Source organism: Actinosynnema sp. NPDC050436, from assembly GCF_040655415.1.
Taxonomy (GTDB): domain Bacteria; phylum Actinomycetota; class Actinomycetes; order Mycobacteriales; family Pseudonocardiaceae; genus Actinosynnema.
On record NZ_JBFAJV010000005.1, the window covers coordinates 322,492 to 338,188 of the forward strand.

The 15,697-nt window shown below is 67.9% G+C and carries 17 protein-coding genes and 2 tRNA genes; 14 read left to right on the forward strand and 5 right to left on the reverse strand.

The window, feature by feature from the left end:
• Window positions 1-8: 8 nt before the first annotated feature.
• Complete coding sequence (locus AB0I60_RS16320; RefSeq protein WP_360730407.1) at window positions 9-479, reverse strand: NUDIX domain-containing protein; 471 nt, start codon at window positions 477-479, stop codon at window positions 9-11.
• A gap of 12 nt (window positions 480-491) precedes the next feature.
• Window positions 492-1,235 carry a DUF5919 domain-containing protein gene (locus AB0I60_RS16325; RefSeq protein WP_360730410.1) on the reverse strand — a complete coding sequence of 248 codons (744 nt, stop codon included), beginning with the start codon at window positions 1,233-1,235 and terminating at the stop codon, window positions 492-494.
• A gap of 157 nt (window positions 1,236-1,392) precedes the next feature.
• On the opposite strand from AB0I60_RS16325, the gene AB0I60_RS16330 reads away from it, so the two are divergent.
• The 8 genes from AB0I60_RS16330 (at window position 1,393) to AB0I60_RS16365 (ending at window position 7,282) form a co-directional block, all read left to right on the forward strand.
• Entirely contained in the window at window positions 1,393-1,845 is a 453-nt protein-coding gene (locus AB0I60_RS16330) for a hypothetical protein (RefSeq protein ID WP_360730413.1), read from the forward strand.
• Between the two features lie 20 nt (window positions 1,846-1,865).
• Window positions 1,866-2,069 (forward strand): hypothetical protein, encoded by a 204-nt coding sequence (locus AB0I60_RS16335; protein WP_360730414.1) that lies wholly within the window; start codon window positions 1,866-1,868, stop codon window positions 2,067-2,069.
• A gap of 17 nt (window positions 2,070-2,086) precedes the next feature.
• Window positions 2,087-2,359 (forward strand): AMED_5909 family protein, encoded by a 273-nt coding sequence (locus tag AB0I60_RS16340; RefSeq protein WP_360730417.1) that lies wholly within the window; start codon window positions 2,087-2,089, stop codon window positions 2,357-2,359.
• A 23-nt stretch (window positions 2,360-2,382) separates the two neighbouring features.
• The gene (locus AB0I60_RS16345; RefSeq protein ID WP_360730420.1) at window positions 2,383-2,628 is read left to right on the forward strand and encodes a transcriptional regulator; all 246 of its coding nucleotides are present in this window, start codon (window positions 2,383-2,385) and stop codon (window positions 2,626-2,628) included.
• Between the two features lie 184 nt (window positions 2,629-2,812).
• Entirely contained in the window at window positions 2,813-4,351 is a 1,539-nt protein-coding gene (locus AB0I60_RS16350) for an FtsK/SpoIIIE domain-containing protein (RefSeq protein WP_360730422.1), read from the forward strand.
• A gap of 26 nt (window positions 4,352-4,377) precedes the next feature.
• Entirely contained in the window at window positions 4,378-5,952 is a 1,575-nt protein-coding gene (locus tag AB0I60_RS16355) for a replication initiator (RefSeq protein WP_360730656.1), read from the forward strand.
• 14 nt (window positions 5,953-5,966) lie between these two features.
• A complete protein-coding gene (locus AB0I60_RS16360; protein ID WP_360730424.1) occupies window positions 5,967-6,155 on the forward strand; it encodes an excisionase family DNA-binding protein in 189 nt (62 codons plus the stop codon).
• Window positions 6,155-7,282 carry a tyrosine-type recombinase/integrase gene (locus AB0I60_RS16365; protein ID WP_360730427.1) on the forward strand — a complete coding sequence of 376 codons (1,128 nt, stop codon included), beginning with the start codon at window positions 6,155-6,157 and terminating at the stop codon, window positions 7,280-7,282. The genes AB0I60_RS16360 and AB0I60_RS16365 overlap by 1 nt, the downstream gene beginning before the upstream one ends.
• 94 nt (window positions 7,283-7,376) lie before the next feature.
• Here the strand turns inward: AB0I60_RS16365 and AB0I60_RS16370 are convergent.
• Window positions 7,377-7,447, reverse strand: a tRNA-Gly gene (locus AB0I60_RS16370).
• Window positions 7,448-7,507: 60 nt separating this feature from the next.
• On the opposite strand from AB0I60_RS16370, the gene AB0I60_RS16375 reads away from it, so the two are divergent.
• A tRNA-Pro gene (locus AB0I60_RS16375) sits at window positions 7,508-7,584 on the forward strand.
• 170 nt (window positions 7,585-7,754) lie between these two features.
• Here AB0I60_RS16375 and AB0I60_RS16380 read toward each other — a convergent pair.
• Window positions 7,755-8,660, reverse strand: coding sequence for a LysR family transcriptional regulator (locus AB0I60_RS16380; protein ID WP_360730429.1), 906 nt, complete (start codon window positions 8,658-8,660; stop codon window positions 7,755-7,757).
• A gap of 1,286 nt (window positions 8,661-9,946) precedes the next feature.
• Here AB0I60_RS16380 and tig point away from each other — a divergent pair.
• From tig to AB0I60_RS16405, 5 genes are all read left to right on the forward strand, one after another.
• A complete protein-coding gene (gene tig, locus AB0I60_RS16385; RefSeq protein ID WP_360730432.1) occupies window positions 9,947-11,305 on the forward strand; it encodes a trigger factor in 1,359 nt (452 codons plus the stop codon).
• Window positions 11,306-11,430: 125 nt separating this feature from the next.
• Window positions 11,431-12,036: an ATP-dependent Clp protease proteolytic subunit gene (locus tag AB0I60_RS16390; protein WP_360730434.1), complete on the forward strand. Its 606-nt coding sequence runs from the start codon at window positions 11,431-11,433 to the stop codon at window positions 12,034-12,036.
• A 29-nt stretch (window positions 12,037-12,065) separates the two neighbouring features.
• Entirely contained in the window at window positions 12,066-12,692 is a 627-nt protein-coding gene (locus tag AB0I60_RS16395) for an ATP-dependent Clp protease proteolytic subunit (protein WP_360730437.1), read from the forward strand.
• Window positions 12,693-12,898: 206 nt separating this feature from the next.
• Window positions 12,899-14,179 carry an ATP-dependent Clp protease ATP-binding subunit ClpX gene (gene clpX, locus AB0I60_RS16400; RefSeq protein ID WP_360730439.1) on the forward strand — a complete coding sequence of 427 codons (1,281 nt, stop codon included), beginning with the start codon at window positions 12,899-12,901 and terminating at the stop codon, window positions 14,177-14,179.
• Window positions 14,176-14,763 carry an alpha/beta hydrolase gene (locus AB0I60_RS16405; RefSeq protein WP_360730442.1) on the forward strand — a complete coding sequence of 196 codons (588 nt, stop codon included), beginning with the start codon at window positions 14,176-14,178 and terminating at the stop codon, window positions 14,761-14,763. Before clpX ends, AB0I60_RS16405 begins: the two co-directional genes overlap by 4 nt.
• A 43-nt stretch (window positions 14,764-14,806) precedes the next feature.
• On the opposite strand, the gene AB0I60_RS16410 is transcribed toward AB0I60_RS16405, so the two are convergent.
• Complete coding sequence (locus AB0I60_RS16410; protein WP_360730444.1) at window positions 14,807-15,691, reverse strand: alpha/beta hydrolase-fold protein; 885 nt, start codon at window positions 15,689-15,691, stop codon at window positions 14,807-14,809.
• Window positions 15,692-15,697 lie beyond the last annotated feature (6 nt).

Genomic DNA, 15,697 nt, shown 5'->3' on the forward strand with positions numbered 1-15,697 from the left:
TGATTGTTCTACGTGTAATATACGTAGTCACTTTTGGCCAGTCCATGCGTGATTCGGAGTTTGATCGACGGGTGTATGTCGAGTTCATTGACTTGGTATGGATGGACCCAGTTAACCTCCTTGGATTCATCGCTGGTGCGGACGTTGTTACTGAGGGGGTGAGCCCGAAAACAGATTGAGAATTCCTGCCTTACCTCGCCATCGTCATAGGCGATCACGTGCGCGGGGTTCGAGTAGAGGCCGATTAGTCCTATAATCTCAATATTGACGCCGGTTTCTTCGTACACCTCTCGGACTGCTGTTTGGGTTAGTGTTTCCCCTACCTCTTGTTGTCCCCCGGGAATTGCGTATTTGTCATTGTCGACTCGACGGATCATGAGGATGCGGCCTTCGTCGTTTTGAACAAAGGCGCTGACTGCTGGGCGGAGGCTGTTCGCCTTAGGGGCGTTCGGGTCGTGGAAGTAGTCCACGCGGGCCATGTGGGTGGCTCCCTAGAACGTCGCTGGCTTGGACAGGTTCCAGACGTGCTCGAAGCTCTCAGAGTAGGTCTCGAAGAGATCGCCCGCAGCGAGGCGGCGTAGGTGCAGGGCTGGGGCGTGTGCGCCCTGGAACCCGTAGACGTGCGTGTTCACGATAATCTCGTCATCGAAGCGGAAGATCGAGTTATAAAGCGTGGTCTTGTGGAACCGCAGTCCGATGCCCTCGACTCCCTGTAGCGGACGGTAGAAGGCGAGAGCGTTGCGGATGCGCGAACCGAGCGTGTTCTTGCCTAGCTGCTCCTCTTCGCTGCGGCGGGTGACTTCGCGGCTTGCGGGGTCGCCGAACAGGAGTCGGATTTTCGCGCCCTGCTCGGCCTTCCTGGCCAGATCGCGGACGAAGGTTGGTCGTTCGATCAGGAAGATCCCTGCGTGGACCAGCACCTCTACGTACTCGCTGGCGTTGGTGATCAGGTGGTCCCACAGGTCGACCGGGATGTTGTTGCGGTGCGGGTAGACCTTGACCAGTTCGGATTCGGTGACCTCGACCTTGCGGTCGGGGGCGATGGCGTCGGGCCACAGGTAGCCCTCGGTCTCCTTGACCATGGACGCGATGGCGTGTCGGTGGCGAGGGTAGGGCGTTCGTCCCTTGGTGATCCAGCGTTCGACAGTCTTCTGGTCGACGCCGGTAACCTGGGAGACGTGCTCGTAGTTGAAGCCGTTGCGTAGCAACGCATCTCGTAGGCGCTCGTTCGCCATGATCCCTCCAGGTGACGGCTAGGGACGTCCTACTCTACCCGGGACGTCTCTAGATGTCCCGCTATGTGGTGCTGCCGTCCCGGCTTTCTGCGGAGAGTTGTCGGCGTCGATGTGCTGGGCGGAGTGCTCAGCCGACGCTGATGACAGGAGAACGGCGATGGCGATCACGGGTGGGAGCAGGCTCCCCACGTCGCACGACTTCGTGTTCCCTCGTGGGGCGCTGGTGATGAGTGTGGAGCCGGTGCTCAGGTTCCAGTCCGCTGAGGAGCGGGCGAAGGGGCTGCCGGTTCAGCAGGAGACGGACAAGGAGTCCGGGCTGCTGGTGTGGTCGGTGTTGGTGATCGACCAGGCGGCGGAGCGGAAGGCCGACGCTGTGGTGACGGTGAAGATCGCTGCGTCACATCAGCCGGTGCCGCCGGAGGCGATTCCGGGGACGGACGTGCGGCCGGTGGTGTTCGAGGGACTGACGGTCACGCCGTGGATTGACGACAAGGCGTGCCGTGGGGCGCACGGGGGTGAGCGGCACCGGTGCCGGGCGAAGCTCGGGTACAGCCTGCGGGCTTCGGGGATGGGACCGGTTGTGGTCAAGGCTTCGGCCAAGGCTGCGTGACCGGGGTGGCTCAGGACTTGGTGCGGCTGCACGTGACGGCGAACCTGCCGATCCGGGTTGAGCCGTTGGTGTTCGCGGGGCGGGTGGAGTTGCGGTTCGGAAATGCGTTCCCGGCTGTGTTGGTCGTGGACCGGGACGCGGTGCCCCGTTTGTTGGACGCCATCGCTGAGGGGCAGGTTGCGCTGGACGCCTCGCCGGGCAGGAAGGGCGGTGAGGTGGGATGAAGCGTCGCGGTGGCCTGGTGGATGAGCGCTGGTCGAAGGCGATGGCCGCGACCTCCCTGAAGGAAGCGCATGAGGCTGTCGAGGGGCTGATGCCTGCGCCGAATGCCTCGCGTGAGTTGTGGCTTGACTTCCACCGTCGTGCGGTCGGGGTGTACGAGCGGATCGCGGACGTTGACCGCTGGCATCACCACGAGGCCCTGTACTGGGTGTCACGCGAGCGGGCGAAGGCGGAGCAGGTTGCTCGGGCTGGTTCGTCCGGTGGGAGCGATCGTGCCGGGCGGGTCGGATGAAGCGGCGTCGCGGTGGTGGGGCGGTGGCGCATTACGGGGTCCGCCTTCGTCCGGGTGTGTTCGATAAGGCTGCGGGGAGTGCAGGGTTCCCCTCGGACTACGCGTTGGCCAAGGCGATGAAGGTCAACAGGTCGACGGTCACGCGGGTTCGGAGTGGAGATCTGCGGCCTGGTGCGGCGTTCATCGGTGGTGCTTTGAAAGCTCTCGCGCCGTGGGCGTTTGAGGAGCTGTTCGAGGTTGTTGGGATGGCGCGCGATGAGATCCGGTGACGGCGTCGGCGCGGCTCAATTCGCCTGACCGCGAGCGCGGTTGGCGTTGTCGGTTGGTGTGATCGCAGGGGACGGACCGAAAGTCTTGGCGGGCCTTGGTCTGTCCCCTGCGATTCGCTGACCGGTTTCCACATCTTCGGGGACGGGGGTTTCCGGTCATGTCCAGGGTAGCGGAACGTTCGGTGTGCACGTCAAGTCGGAGCGTATGCGCAACGAAACGGAATTCGGCTCGCCGGTGGTTCGGCGGTGTCCGATGAACGGCGGGAAGTGGGTGGACCCGGCTCCGTTCGAGGGCGCGCGTCCTCGGGTGCCGTGGTGGGTGTTGGTGCCGGGCCGGTTGAGGTGGTTGGCGGCGTTTCTGGCTCTCGTCTGGCTGGTGCTGGTGGCGGTCGTGCGCCTGGTGTTCGTCGTGGCCCGCTATCCGGTGGTCACAGTGGTGCCTGCGTTGGCGGCCTGGTGCTCGTCGAGGTTCGGGCTGTGGCCGCTTCTGCTGGCGTGCTTGGCGGTGACGGCGGCTCTGGTGATGTGGTCGGGGTTGCACCGGGAGTCGTTTCTGCGGCACGCCTGGCTGAGGCTGGTGACAGAGTTGCGTCGGGCGACGGTTTACGTACCGAGGTGGCGGACCACGATGCGGCTCGCCGAGCTGACCAAGGTCAGCCGTGGGCGGGAGTACCGGCCTCGGTTGCGGCGGGTACGTTCCGAGGGGTGGCGGGATCGGGTTCGGGTGCGGATGGTGCCCGCTCAGTCGCCGGAGTCGTGGGAGCTGCGTAGGGAGGGCTTGGCGCACTCATTCGGCGCGAAGTCATGCCGGGTGCGTGTGCTGAAGCCACGGTTGCTTGAGCTGGATTTCGTGCACTCCGATCCGTTGGCCCGGCCGGTCGCTGTGCCGCCGTTGGTGGACTCGGCTGAGGTGGATCTCAAGCGGGTGGTCGTGGGGCGGTTGGAGACCGGCAAGCCGTGGCGGGTGCGGCTGCTCGGTTCGCAGGTGCTCGTGGTCGGTGTTCCCGGTGCGGGCAAGGGGTCGGTGTTGTGGTCGCTGGTGTGGCAGCTCGCGCCGGCGGTCCGGGCCGGGCTCGTGCGCTTGGTGGGGATTGATCCGAAGGGCGGGATGGAGCTGGGGCAGTGCCCGGACGCGTTCGATCGGGTCGTGTACGACAACGGGCCAGAAGCTGTTGCCCTGCTTGAAGAAATCGCCGCTGAGGTGAAGGCGCGGGCTTCGCGCTATCGGGGTGTGCGGCGGTTGTGGGCTCGGTCCAGCGGTGAGCCGTTCACGGTTCTGGTGGTCGATGAGCTGGCGGACCTGATCGCTTACCAGCCGGACAAGGGGCTGCGGGAGCGGGCGGCTCGGGCGATTCAGACGGTCACCTCGCAGGGCCGTGCGCCTGGGTACGCGGTGGTGGGGTTGGTTCAGGACCCGCGCAAGGAAGTGGTCGGTTTCCGGCACCTGTTCAGCACGCGGGTGGCGTTGCGGCTGGATGAGCCGGGCCAGGTGGACATGGTTCTGGGAGACGGTGTCCGTCAGCGGGGTGCGGCGGCGCACGAGATCGGCGAGGGCACGCCCGGTGTCGCGTGGGTGAAGCAGGACGGGCAGCGGGAGCCGGAGCGGGCTCGGGCCTTCCACGTCACCGACGCCGATCTGGTGGAGCTCGGCGTGTTCCTGGCTGACGCCACTGTGCATGACTTCCCGACTCGGCCGGACGGCGCGGGGGAGGTGGCGGCGTGAGCGAGTACTTGACTCGGGCCGATCGGATGAAGCAGCCGGCGGCGCTGGATGTGGCTCGGGCGGTCGCGGAAGAGCACGGGGTGTGCATTCGGCCGCTGGCCTTGGAACGGGTCGACCTGGACACGGGGCGGGTGGAGATCGTGCCTGTGGCGTGTGGGTCGACGGTGGCGTCGGTGTGCCCTACGTGCGCGGAGAAGAACCGGCGGCTGCGGATGGCGCAGTGCCGGGAGGGGTGGCACCTGGCGGAGGAACCTGACTTCACGCCGGACGCTCCGACCGATGATCAGCGGGCCTTAACCGCGTACCGGGCGGATCTGGTCGTGGCTTACCGCCAGGCGCTCGATGAGGGTGACGAGATCGGGGCTGATGAGGTTCGGGAGGAGGTTGCCGGGGTCGATGAGGAACTTCGGCAACTGGGAGTGCGCGGGAAGCTCCCGGCGTTGGAGGCGCGTTCGCGGGCTGTGCGGAAGCGGTCGACGCGGCGGCGGCAGGATGCGCCGAACCTTCCTCGGCGGCCGGTTCGCAAGCGGACCGTGGGCCAGGTGTTCGGGGGCAAGTACCGGCCCTCGACGTTCCTCACGTTGACGCTCGACAGCTACGGCAAGGTGCGCTCGGACGGCACTCCGGTCGACCCGCAGACCTACGACTACCAGCGGGCGGCTCGGGACGCGGTGCACTTCGCGGCACTGCTGGACCGGTTCGTGCAGAACCTCCGGCGGTGCGTCGGGTGGGATGTCCAGTACTTCTCGACGGTCGAGCCGCAGCGTCGTCTGGCGCCGCATTGGCACGCGGCGGTGCGTGGGTCGGTGCCGCGGGCGGAGCTGCGGGCGGTGGCTGAGGCCACGTACCACCAGGTGTGGTGGCCTGCTCATGACGAGATCAAGTACAGCGGCGACAACCTGCCTGTATGGGATGTGCGGGCGAAGGGATTTGTCGACCCGCAGACCCGTGCACCGTTGCCCACCTGGGAAGAGGCGTTGGACCAGGTGGACGCGCCGGCTCACGTCGCGCGGTTCGGGGTTCAGGTGCACTCCAAGGGCATCCTCGGCGGCTCGGAGGAGGCCGGGCGGCACATCGGGTACCTGACGAAGTACCTCACCAAGTCGATCGGTGAGTGCTTCGACGCGAAGACCCACCGCCAGGAGGAGCACGCCGATCGGCTCTGCGCGGAGCTGGCCGTCACGCCGTGTTCGCCGCAGTGCCCGGTGTGGCTGCTGTACGGGGTGCAGCCTCGTGGGGCTCGGGTGTCGATGGAGCCCGGCCGGTGCAAGGGGAAGGCTCACAAGCGGTCCACGCTCGGCGTCGCGGGGCGGCGGGTGCTGGTGTCGCGGAAGTGGTCGGGCAAGTCGCTCGCCGACCACAAGCACGACCGCAAGGAATTCGTTCGGCAACTGCTTGCCGACGTGGGGATCACCGGGGACGACCAGCCCAAACGGGTCGTCTGGAACAGCGTTCAGCCCGGTGACCCGAACGTGCCTCCAAGGCCACACCTGCTGTTGCGGGCGGTCGCGGAACGGCGTCGATGGAAGGCCGAGTACATGGCGGCATTGCTCGCCTCGGCCAGTCCGCCAGGAAGTTCCGCAACTGCTCAAGCTGCATGAACAGGGGGTTGGTCATGACGGAGCACTTCACCGTCGAAGAGGCGGCGGACTACATGAACACGACCGTGCGGTTCGTCCGGCGGTTGATCGCTCAGCGGCGGATCGCGTTTCACCACCTTGGGCGGCATGTCCGGCTCAAGCGGGTGGACGTCGACGCGTTCATTGACGCTGGTCGGGTCGAGCCGGTCTGGAGGGCTGCCTGATGGCGAACAAGGACAACCACCGGCACTTCGGCCACGTCCGCAAGCTGCCCTCGAACCGGTACCAGGCGAGCTACCTCGGGCCGGACGGTACGCGGCGGTATGCGCCAGAAACGTTCGTCACCAAGACGGATGCGAACGCCTGGCTGTCCACTGTGGAAGCGGATCTCCTTCGTGGCGAGTGGGTCGACCCCTTGCTCGGCAAGGTCAAGTTGGAGGAGTTCGGTACGCGGTGGATCAAGGAACGGAGCTTGGGCGTCCGGACCCGTGAGGAGTACAACCGGATCTTCCGCCTGCACGTCGTGCCGCTCCTCGATGGCAAGACGTTGAACGACATCTCCACCGAGACGGTGCGGAGCTGGCGTCAACACCTGCTCGACAACGGCCGATCGGCCACTACGACCGCCAAGGCGTACCGACTCCTTCGGGCGATCTTGAACACCGCGTTGGACGACAACCGCATCAAGCGCAACCCTTGCCGCATCAAGGGTGCGGACCAGGAGAAGGCTCCTGAGCGTCCCGTCGCATCCGTGCCGCAGGTGTTCACGCTCGCGGAGTCCATGCCACCTCGGTTCCGGTTGCTGGTCCTGGCGGCTGCCTTCACCGGGCTGCGGTGGGGTGAGCTGATCGGACTGCGGCGGGGCGATGTCGACTTGGACGCGCCAACGGTCAAGGTGCCCCGGCGGCTGGCTCAGCTCAACTCGGGGAAGCTCGTAGCCGGGCCTCCCAAGTCCGAAGCCGGCTACCGGACCGTCGCGCTGCCCGACATCCTGGTGGACGACTTCCGACGTCACCTGATGGCGTTCGTGGGGGCGGGGCCGGAAGCGTTGATGTTCGTCGGGCCGAAGGGGGCGGGGCTCAAGCGGGGGAACTGGCACCGGTCGGTGAAGTGGATCAAGACCGTCAAGGTGGTGGGGCTGCCCGAGGGCTTCCACTTCCACGACCTCCGGCACACGGGCAACACGCTCGCGGCGGCGTCCGGGGCGAGCACGCGGGAGCTGATGCACCGCATGGGCCACGGGAGCATGAGGGCGGCGCTGATCTACCAGCACGCGACCAGCGAGCGTGATCGGGAGATCGCCGCGAAGCTCAGCAGGAGGGTGAAGGCGGCGCGGAAGCGCAGGACCTAATCGCACGTTAATCGCACGACGGGGTCACGGGGTGCTGCTGCGGTGTCGGCCTCACGGGGTTGGCACCGCCGTTGACCTGCAAGGGGAGTACGAGAGCGGGTGACGGGAATCGAACCCGCATGACCAGCTTGGAAGGCTGGGGCTCTACCATTGAGCTACACCCGCATCGCGCCCACGGGGTGGGCGCGGGGACAGCTTAGCCTGTCGCGATAGGGTGTTGGTGACCGGGGCGTGGCGCAGTTTGGTAGCGCACCCGCTTTGGGAGCGGGGGGTCGCAGGTTCAAATCCTGTCGCCCCGACCAGGTCAGGGGCCCTGTCCTCCTCCGGGAGGGTGGGGCTCCTGGCGTTCGTGCGGACGTGTTCGGGCAGGGGCGGGCGCCCGGGGGGAAGACCCGGGGCCGCTGGGTGCCGGTATGTGCCGTTCTTGAGCACACCCGCGCCATCGGGCGCTCAAGAACGGCGGTCCCAGGGGTCAGGCCGGCGTTGCCACCTGCTCGCTCACCACCTGTGCCGCGGCCGACACCAGCGCCGTCACCGACGGGTTGCTGGAGTTGTCCTGCCGCCACGCGAACTGGGTGTACACCCGGAACGGCGGGACCCAGGGCAGTCGGCACAGCCGTCCGTCGGCCAACTCCGCCGCGACCGTCACCTCGGGGACCAAACTGATCCCCAGTCCCGAGGCGACCGCGCGCTTGGCGGCGTCGATCGAGTCCAGCGCCAGCACCGGCGACTTGGCCTCCGCTTCCTGGAGGCCCAGTGCCTGCTCGAACTGCTCGTAGTAGCTGGCCCCGTTCTCGGCCCGGATGAGGGTGCTCCCGCGCAGCTCATCCTCGGTGATCACGGAGCGCCGCGTCAGCGCGTGCGTCGGCCCGGCGACCATCACCAGCGGCTCCGGGCAGAGCACGGTCGTCTCCAACCCCTCGCGGGGTTCCACGGAGCCGATGAAGAACGCGCAGTCCAGCCGTCCTTCGCGCACCGACGCCAGGTTCGTCTGGGTGTTGCGCGAGTGCAGCGAGATCTGGACGCTCGGGTAGCGCCAGCACATGTACTCGATCAGTGGTAGCAGTCGGTAGTCGGTCAGGCTCTGCGCGCTGCCGATGACCAGTTTGCCGTGCGGCTCGCCGTTCATCGTGATGGCTTTCCGCGCCTTGTCCGTCAACGTGATGATGTTGCGCGCGAAAGGCAGCAGCTCGACCCCGGCGGAGGTCATCTGGATCCCGCGCGGGAGTCGGCGGAACAGGGGCACCCCGAGGGTCTCTTCGAGTGCCTTGATCCGGGTGGTTATGGTGGGTTGCGAGCAATTCAGCGTGGCGGCTGCCTTGGTGAAACTGCCCGTTTGAACCACAGTTGTGAACGCCAAAAGCTGACGCGTCTCCATGGAGCTCCCCAACGGTGCGTGAAAGTGATCCGCGAGCGGCCGGTGTAGGACGGCGCGGCGCGGGTTCGTTGCGTGGCGGCGGTCGACCTAGCTGCGCCGGGTGGCCGGACGCTGCGTCGTGCTGGTCAACATCGCCGCTCCACCGTGAGGAGCGGTGCCCGATGGTCTCGTGTTCCTGCCGGGACCCCCCGTGGGCCGACGCGATGGTGGTCGGAGCCGGCGTCCGGGGCGGGTCGTGGGTTACTGTTCGGCAGCGGCGGAAAGGCTCTCATCGGGTCATCGGCACCTTGTCTGGTAGGTGGTTAAAGAGCTCGATGACATTGTTTCGCTCGTTCCTCTGGTCCCGGTTGCCGGTGACGTCCGCTGCTGGCCCCCCAGAACGCCCGGCAACGTGAATTGTTTCGTGGTCCAGCGATGCGGGTCCGGGCGTCACGCTACCTGAAACCCACACTAATGGACTACGGCGAGTGGAGTCATCTCGACAAGTGAAAGTTTTCCGTCGACCACTACTCCAAACGGCCGCAATTCACCCCATGCGCCGAACCTCCCTTCCATGTTGGTTGCGGACCGTTAGTCGTCGCTACGGCATCCGCGTTACAGCGCAGTGGGCCGACTGCACACCGTGATGGAGCGTCTCGCTGCGTCAACAAACGGCGCGTTCACTCGAACGGCCCACTACGGAAGTCGTCCACTCGACCTTAAGGCGCAACCCCGGCGTCCGAACAGGCGTAACTGTGGCCCCGACGCCCGGCATCGCGCACTTTCCAGTTAATCCGCAGTAGTGCGGACTGCGTCGCAGGCCCGCAGGCGTCCAAGATCCAGGCCGGCACCGCTCGGGCCGGTCGTCGCACGTCGGAGCGGGTGTCGGCCCGTCTCCCTCGCTGAGGTGAAAACGAAGAACAATCTCCGTTAATAGTGATCGAAGCCCCGTGTCGAAGGCGTCCGGATGGTCGCTGGAGGCAGGCGTGGAATCACCGGCACGCCTATAGGGGTGGCTTTCATGCGTTCCTCACGTCCCATCGGTGACGGTGCGCGAACGAGTGCGCGCACGCCGTGAGCGACCGCATGGACAGGAGACGACGACGTGCCGCCGTCCGTTCCCGAAGCGGTCTGTACGCGATCCCGAAGCCCGTTGGACGCCCTCGGGGGCTCGGGTGCCTGCGCGCGAGTTCCGGGGTGCCGGACCCCGGTCGGCCCCCACCGCCTAGACTCATGCGGAATCCCGGCGCCCGATCAGAGCGTTTCCGGGATGTTCCGCACGTCCTGCCCGTTACGAGGAGACCACGTTGAAGAGCACCGTCGAGCACCTGAGCCCGACGCGGGTCCGGATCAACGTCGAGGTGCCGTTCGACGAGCTCAAGTCGGACTTCGACCGCGCGTACCGCAAGCTGGCCAAGCAGGTCCGCATCCCCGGCTTCCGCCCCGGCAAGGCCCCTGCCCGCGTGCTGGAGAGCCGCATCGGCCGCGCCCCGGTCCTGGACGAGGTCGTCCAGGAGGCGATCCCGGCCAAGTACCTGGAGGCGGTCAACTCCGGCGAGATCCGCACCCTGGGCCGCCCGGACTTCGAGGTCACGAAGATCGAGGACGGCGAGTCGCTGGCATTCACCGCCGAGGTCGACGTCCGCCCGGAGATCACCGTCCCCGCGTTCGGCGAGCTGTCCGTGAGCGTGGACGAGCAGGAGGTCACCGACGAGGACGTGGCGACCCAGCTCGAAGAGTTGCGCGCCCGCTTCGGCACCCTGACCGGCGTCCAGCGCCCGGCCCAGGAGGGCGACTTCGTGGTAGTCGACCTCTCCGCGACCGTCGACGGCACGGAGGTCGAGGAGGCCAAGACCACCGGCCTGTCCTACGAGATCGGCTCCGGCCAGCTCGTGGAGGGCATCGACGAGGCCCTGGTGGGTGCCTCCGAGGGTGAGTCCAAGGTCTTCACCACGAACCTGGTGGCGGGCGAGCACGCCGGCCGCGACGCCGAGGTCACCGTGGTGCTCAGCACCGTGAAGGAGCGCCGGCTCCCCGAGCTGGACGACGATTTCGCGCAGCTCGCCAGCGAGTTCGACACCCTGGACGAGCTGAAGGACGACCTGCGGGTGCGCCTCGGCCGGGTGAAGAAGATGCAGCAGGGCGTGCAGGCCCGGGACAAGGTCCTGGAGGCGCTGCTGGCCGCCGTCGAGGTGCCGCTGCCCGAGGCCGTCGTCCAGGGGGAGGTCGAGGCCCGTGCGCACGACGCCGTGCACGCCTTCGACCACGACGAGAACCGCTTCGCCGAGTGGCTGGTCGAGCAGGGCCAGACCCAGGAGGAGTTCGACGCCGAGGTGCGCACCGCCGCCGAGCAGGCGGTCAAGACGCAGCTCGTGCTCGACGCGATCGCGGACGCCGAGCAGCTCTCGGTCACCGACGGCGAGCTGACCGAGCGGATCATCTACCAGGCGCAGCGGTTCGGCATCAGCCCGGACGAGTACGTCAAGCGCGCGCAGCAGTCCGGCCAGCTCGGCGCGATCTTCGCCGACGTGCGCCGGGGCAAGGCGCTGGCCTCGGTGGTCCGCCAGGCGACCGTCACCGACGAGGCGGGCAACGCCCTCGACCTGGACGAGCTGTTCGGCGAGGCGAAGTCCACTGAGGAAACCGCGGCCGAGCCGACCGCGTAGCCGGTCGGACCTCCACCGGAGTTGAAGCCCTGAGCGAACGCGGGCGGTGTCGGGAAGGCGACGCCGCCCGCCTTCGTTAAGGTCGTTGGTACGAGACTCTTTTCGGCAAAGTTAGGCAGGCAGACGTGACGCAGCACTTCCCGACGCCCGAGATGCGGTCGGCCACGGGGATGAACCTCAACGACTCGGTCTACGAGCGCCTGCTCCGCGAGCGGATCATCGTGCTGGGGTCGCAGGTCGAAGAGGGCATCGCCAACCAGATCACCGCGCAGCTGCTCCTCCTCGCGGCCGAGGACCCCGAGAAGGACATCACCCTCTACATCAACTCGCCCGGCGGCTCGGTGACCGCGGGCATGGCGATCTTCGACACGATGCAGCTCATCGAGCCCGACGTGGCCACCTACGCGATGGGCCTCGCGGCGTCGATGGGCCAGTTCCTGCTCTCCGCGGGCACGCCCGGCAAGCGGCACGCGCTGCCGCACGCCCGCATCCTCATGCACCAGCCCTCGGCGGGGGTCGGCGGCACGGCGGCCGACATCGCCATCCAGGCGGACATGCTCACCCGGACGAAGCAGGAGATGGCGGAGCTCATCGCGCAGCACACCGGTCAGCCGGTGGAGCGCATCATCGCCGACTCCGACCGCGACCGCTGGTTCACCGCCCAGGAGGCCCTGGAGTACGGCTTCGTGGACAAGGTGATCACCCGCGCCAGCCAGGCGAACACCAACTGACCGGGCAGCAGAGGACCAGGAGAGAACCAGTGAGCCAGTTCCACGCGCCGCAGTCCCGGTACGTGCTTCCCTCGTTCGTCGAGCGCACGAGCTACGGCATCAAGGAGTCCAACCCGTACAACAAGCTGTTCGAGGAGCGCATCATCTTCCTCGGCGTGCAGGTGGACGACGCGTCGGCCAACGACGTGATGGCCCAGCTGCTCGTGCTGGAGTCGGAGGACCCCGACCGCGACATCCTGATGTACATCAACTCGCCGGGTGGCTCGTTCACCTCGCTGATGGCCATCTACGACACGATGCAGTTCGTCCGCCCGGACATCCAGACCTACTGCCTGGGCCAGGCGGCGTCGGCCGCCGCCGTCCTGCTGGCGGCGGGCACGCCCGGCAAGCGGCACGCGCTGCCCAACTCGCGGATCCTGATCCACCAGCCGGCGACCGAGGGCGTCTACGGCCAGGTGTCGGACCTGGAGATCCAGTCGAACGAGATCCAGCGGGTGCGCCGGCTGCTGGAGACCACGCTGGCCCGGCACACGAGCAAGACGCCGGAGCAGGTGCGCACCGACATCGAGCGCGACAAGATCCTGACCGCCGACGAGGCCAAGGACTACGGGATCGTCGACACGGTCCTGCCGTACCGGAAGCTGTCGGCCAAGTAGTGCCGCGTGACGCCCGACACGCCGAGCCGGCCGGGGTTCCTGCCCGGTTCGGGGTGTCGGGGGGACGCTGGTCCTCCCACACAGGTGGGTAGGCCAGGTACCGTCGAGGGGAACGGGCGGACCCCGCAGCCGGCGGGCGGATGCCACACAAGCAGTCAGGCGCACCTCACCAGGTCGTGCGCCGGAGGGGACAGAGGTCAGCGGTCATGGCGCGTATCGGTGACGGCGGCGACCTGCTGAAGTGCTCTTTCTGCGGGAAGAGCCAGAAGCAGGTGAAAAAACTCATCGCCGGCCCCGGTGTCTACATCTGCGATGAGTGCATCGACCTCTGCAACGAGATCATCGAGGAAGAGCTCGCGGAGGCGGGGGACGTCAAGCTCGACGAGCTGCCCAAGCCCGCCGAGATCCACGAGTTCCTCGACCAGTACGTGATCGGCCAGAACGAGGCCAAGCGGACGCTCTCGGTGGCGGTCTACAACCACTACAAGCGCATCCAGGCGGGTGACCGAGGGCGCGAGGGGCGCGACGACGGCGTTGAGCTCGCCAAGTCGAACATCCTCATGCTCGGGCCCACCGGGTGCGGCAAGACCTACCTGGCCCAGACCTTGGCGAAGATGCTGAACGTGCCGTTCGCCATCGCGGACGCCACGGCGCTGACCGAGGCGGGCTACGTGGGCGAGGATGTCGAGAACATCCTGCTCAAGCTGATCCAGGCGGCGGACTACGACGTCAAGCGCGCCGAGACCGGCATCATCTACATCGACGAGGTCGACAAGATCGCTCGAAAGAGTGAAAACCCGTCGATCACCCGGGACGTCTCCGGCGAGGGCGTGCAGCAGGCCCTGCTCAAGATCCTGGAGGGGACCACCGCGTCGGTGCCGCCGCAGGGCGGTCGCAAGCACCCCCACCAGGAGTTCATCCAGATCGACACGACGAACGTGCTGTTCATCGTGGCGGGCGCGTTCGCGGGCCTGGAGAAGATCATCCAGGACCGGGTCGGCAAGCGCGGCCTGGGCTTCGGCGCCGAGGTCCGCACCAAGGCCGAGGTCGACGCGGCGGACTACTTCGCCGACTCGATGCCCGAGGACCTGATCAAGTTCGGCCTGATCCCCGAGTTCATCGGCCGCCTGCCGATGGTGGCCAGCGTCACGAACCTGGACAAGGACTCGCTGGTCCGCATCCTCACCGAGCCGAAGAACGCCCTGGTCAAGCAGTACCAGAAGCTGTTCGAGATGGACGGCGTGGAGCTGGAGTTCACCAAGACCGCGATGGAGGCCGTGGCCGACCAGGCGATCCTGCGGGGCACCGGCGCGCGCGGCCTGCGGGCGATCATGGAGGAGGTCCTGCTGCCGGTGATGTACGACATCCCCAGCCGCACGGACGTCGCCAAGGTCGTCATCACCGAGCAGACGGTCAAGGAGAACGTGAACCCGACCATCGTCGCGCGGCAGCCGTCCCGGCGGGAGCGGCGCGAGAAGTCGGCGTGAGCCTCCCCTACGCGCTGGTCCTGCACGGCCTGGGCGGTTCCGGGCCGACGCACTGGCAGAACTGGCTGGCAGGCGAACTCGCCCACCGAGGTGGGCAGGTGGACCTGCCGCAGTTCACCCTCCCGGATGAACCCCGGCTGCACGTGTGGCTGGCCGAGCTGCGCGAGCACCTGGCCGCCGCGCCCACGGCGGGCGAGCGGGTGGTGGTCGCGCACTCGCTGGCGTGCCTGCTGTGGCTGCACCACGCGGCCGGGGAGTTCGACCCGGCCCTGCGGGTCGACCGGGTCCTGCTGGTCGCCCCGGTCAGCCCGGAGTTCACCGACGACCCGCTGATCACCGAGTTCCTGGGCGTCCCGCTGGACCCGGCGGCCGTGCGCCGGGCGGGCGCGAGCACCCGGCTGGTGGTCGGCGAGGGCGACCCGTACTGCACGGTCCCGCAGGCCAAGGAGCTGGCCGAGGCGCTCCGGCTGGACCTGGACGTCATCCCCGGCGGCGCGCACCTGAACGTGGCGGCGGACTACGGGCCGTGGAACGCGGTCCTGAAGTGGGTCCGCAGCGACCGCACGCCGCTCACCCCGCGCTGAGACCCTCGACGCCGGTGGCCGCCCGGGGCGCGGGGTCCGGTGGTCAGCCGGGCGGCTTGTCCGGGGCGGCGGCGCGCTTGCCCAGGAAGCGGACCACGTCCGGCACGATCTTGCGGTAGAAGACGTCGTCGTGGCCGCCGGGTGTCACCGACGCCACGGCCGGCTTCGCGGCGGCGATGAACCGGCGGGTGCCCTCGATGAACCGGTCGTGGTCGCCGATCCACACGCCGACCGGGGCCGGGCCGAGCTTGTCGAGGTGCTTGAGCGGGTCCAGCGCGGCCCACTGCTCCTGGCTGGCGAACGCCCGCCGCTTGGCCATCTCCGGCCAGTTCAGCAGCAGGCCGGGGGAGATCGCCGCCACCGCCTTGAGCGGTTCCCGGCGCTCCGCCCGCCGGCGCGCGTAGACCAGCGCCCCGAAACCGCCCATGGACACCCCGGTGCACGCGAACAGCGGCCCGCAGCCGCGCTCGGCGAGCCACTGGGGCACCTCTTCGAGCAGCATCGCCATCGGGTCGTCGCCGGGCGCGTTCTCGTGCCAGTAGTTGTCGCCGCCGTCCACCGCGATGAACCCGAACGGCGGCACCGACCGCCGGCCCACGGCTGCGACCAGGGCTTCCGGCAGGCCGCCGACGGCCGCGAACCGGGCACCGCCGTGCAGGCCGTGCAGCAGCAGCGACATCGGCAGGGTTGCGGTCGGCACGCCCGGCGGCACGATCGTCACCACCTCGACCTCGCGGCGGCGGTACCGGGAGTACACCCGGTCCACGCGCACCACGGGCCGCTTGCCGGCCGGCACCGGGCCGGCGACGCCCAGGACGTGGCGCAGCACGTCGCCGCCCGGCCCGTGGCCGCTGAGCGCCGAGGTCACCCCCACCGCGGCCAGCCCGGTCGCGCCGAGCGCGCCGAGCACCGTCCGCCTGCTGACCATGTCCCC